Genomic DNA, 2,979 nt, shown 5'->3' on the forward strand with positions numbered 1-2,979 from the left:
CAGTAGGTTACGGGTGCTGCTCGCTCTCCGCCTGGCCGGGAAGCGTCCTGGCCTTTTATGAGATTCCTATAAGGTAGCCGTTGCTCCCGCCTCGAAAACCTATGTGCTGAGTGGCACTTCAGGCCCACTGACAGGGGTAAGGCACCGGGGTTGCGGTTCGATCGCGGATTGATCCACCGCAACTCGACCTTGCCGCAGACGCGCGACGCTGGCGCAACGGGAACAAGCGCGAAAAGGAGCATCTCATGTGGGACGTCGTCATGCTGGCCCTCGCCTTCGGTCTTTTCGTGCTGGGAATAGGGTACGCCTATGCCTGCGAACGGCTCTGAGGGAGAACGATCATGATCTTCGATTATTCACTCGCCGCGCTCGTCTCCGTCGGCCTCCTGGTCTACCTGACCTACGCGCTGCTGCGGCCCGAGCGCTTCTGAGCGCTTGACGAGCGCCCGCCGCGGACTGCTGCGGCACGGCAACCGGCTTTAAAATAATCACGTGCAAACCAAGGGCATATGACCATGACCGTCATCGGCTGGATTCAAATCATTCTGTACTGCGCCATCGTCGTCGCGCTGGTCAAACCGCTCGGCTGGTACATGACGCGCGTCTTCAACGGCGAGCGCACATTCCTTTCGCCGGTCCTGCGCCCGGTCGAGGCCGCGCTGTACCGGATCGGCGGCGTCGATGAAAGGCGCGAACAGCACTGGCTGACCTACACGGTTGCGATGCTGCTGTTTCATGTCGGCGGCTTTGTCATTATTTATGCCGTGATGCGCCTGCAGGCGCTGTTGCCGTTCAATCCGGCGGAGCAATCCGCCGTCGCCGAAGACCTGTCGTTCAACACCGCGATCAGCTTCATCACCAATACCAACTGGCAGAACTATGGCGGCGAGAGCACGCTGTCGTACCTGGTGCAGATGCTGGGGCTGACGCACCAGAACTTCCTGTCGGCGGCAACCGGCATCGCGCTGGCGGTGGCCCTGATCCGCGGCTTCTCCCGCTCTTCGATGCGCACCATCGGCAATTTCTGGGTTGATGTGACGCGCTGCACCCTCTACGTGCTGCTGCCGATCTGCATCGTCTATACGCTGTTCCTGGTCTGGCAGGGCATCCCGCAGACGCTTGGCGCCTATGTCGATGCGACCACGCTGGAAGGCGCCAAGCAGACCATCGCGGTCGGTCCGGTCGCCTCGCAGATCGCGATCAAGATGCTCGGCACCAATGGCGGTGGCTTCTTCAATGCCAACGCGGCGCATCCGTTCGAGAACCCGACCGCGTTGTCGAACTTCGTGCAGATGATTTCGATCTTCGCGATCGGCGCCGCGCTGACCAACGTGTTCGGCCGCATGGTCGGCAACCAGCGCCAGGGCTGGGCGATCCTGGCCGTGATGGGCGTATTGTTCCTGTCAGGCGTCGTCGTCACCTACTGGGCGGAAGCGGGTGGCACCACCGCGCTCAACGCGCTCGGGCTGACCGGCGGCAACATGGAAGGCAAGGAAGTCCGTTTCGGCATCGTTGCCTCCTCGCTGTTTGCCGTCATCACCACCGACGCGTCGTGCGGTGCGGTCAACGCCATGCATGACAGTTTCACCGCGCTTGGCGGCATGATTCCGCTGATCAACATCCAGCTCGGCGAGATCATCGTCGGCGGCGTCGGCTCCGGGCTCTATGGCATGCTCATCTTTGTCATCATCTCGATCTTTGTCGCCGGCCTGATGGTCGGCCGCACCCCGGAATATGTCGGCAAGAAGATCGAGGCGCGCGAGGTCAAGATGGCGATGCTCGCCATCCTGGTGCTGCCGCTGATGTATCTGGGCTGGACCGCGGTGGCCCTGGTGCTGCCCTCGGCGGTGGCTTCGATGGCCAATGCGGGGCCGCACGGCTTTACCGAGGTGCTCTATGCCTATACCTCGTCGACCGGCAACAATGGTTCGGCTTTCGCCGGCCTCACCGGAAATACGTTCTTCTACAATCTGACGCTGGCGAGCGCGATGTTCGTCGGCCGCTTCTTCATGGTCATTCCGGCGCTGGCGCTTGCCGGCTCGCTGGCCGGCAAGAAGTCGATCCCGCCCTCTGCCGGCACGCTGCCGACCACCGGCGGCCTGTTCGTCGGCCTCGTGGTCGGCGTGATCCTGATCATCGGCGGTCTGACCTTCTTCCCGGCGCTGGCGCTCGGGCCGATCGTCGAGCATCTCGCGATGACCGCCAATACCCTGTTCTGATCGATCTCTTCTCGGGAGTTACGTCCATGGAAACCATGAAACTACAGAAGCGCGTGCCGGTATCGGCGATGCTCGATCCGAAAATCGTGACCCCCGCCATCGGCTCGGCTTTTGCAAAACTCGATCCGCGGCTGATGGCCAAGAACCCCGTGATGTTCGTGGTCGAGGTGGTGGCCGCGCTGACCACGGTGATTTTCCTGCGCGATCTCTTGACGGGGGGCGAGCATTTGGGCTTCACCTTCCAGATCATCGTGTGGCTGTGGTTCACCGTGCTGTTCGCCAATTTCGCCGAGGCGGTCGCGGAGGGGCGCGGCAAGGCGCAGGCCGAATCGCTCAAGAAGACCCGCACCGAGAGCCAGGCCAAGCTGCTGGGCGGCCCCGGCAAGACCTATCGGCTGGTGTCCGGCACCAGCCTCAAGGTCGGCGATATCGTGCTGGTGGAAGCCGGCGACAATATTCCGTCCGACGGCGAGGTCATCGAGGGCGTCGCTTCGGTCAACGAAGCCGCGATCACCGGCGAGTCGGCGCCCGTGATCCGCGAATCCGGCGGCGACCGCTCGGCGGTGACCGGCGGCACCCAGGTGCTGTCGGACTGGATCCGCGTCCGCATTACCGCCGCCCAGGGATCGACCTTCATCGACCGCATGATCAAGCTGGTGGAGGGTGCCGAGCGGCAGAAGACGCCGAACGAGATCGCGCTCAACATCCTGCTCGCCGGCCTGACCATCATCTTCGTGTTTGCGACCGTGACGATTCCGAG

Annotated in this window: 3 protein-coding genes; all 3 read left to right on the forward strand. The window is 62.9% G+C overall.

Annotated elements, in window-relative coordinates; genetic code table 11:
- Nucleotides 1-341 precede the first annotated feature (341 nt).
- Nucleotides 342-431 (forward strand): K(+)-transporting ATPase subunit F, encoded by a 90-nt coding sequence (locus tag ABSG20_RS33640; protein ID WP_423868751.1) that lies wholly within the window; start codon nucleotides 342-344, stop codon nucleotides 429-431.
- A gap of 84 nt (nucleotides 432-515) precedes the next feature.
- The gene (kdpA, locus tag ABSG20_RS33645) at nucleotides 516-2,219 is read left to right on the forward strand and encodes a potassium-transporting ATPase subunit KdpA (RefSeq protein WP_423868752.1); all 1,704 of its coding nucleotides are present in this window, start codon (nucleotides 516-518) and stop codon (nucleotides 2,217-2,219) included.
- A 26-nt stretch (nucleotides 2,220-2,245) separates the two neighbouring features.
- The coding region (locus tag ABSG20_RS33650) for a P-type ATPase actuator domain-containing protein (RefSeq protein WP_490338356.1) at nucleotides 2,246-2,979 on the forward strand (734 nt) is incomplete at its 3' end.

Source organism: Bradyrhizobium sp. (assembly GCF_049512235.1).
In the GTDB taxonomy this organism is placed as follows: Bacteria; Pseudomonadota; Alphaproteobacteria; order Rhizobiales; family Xanthobacteraceae; genus Bradyrhizobium.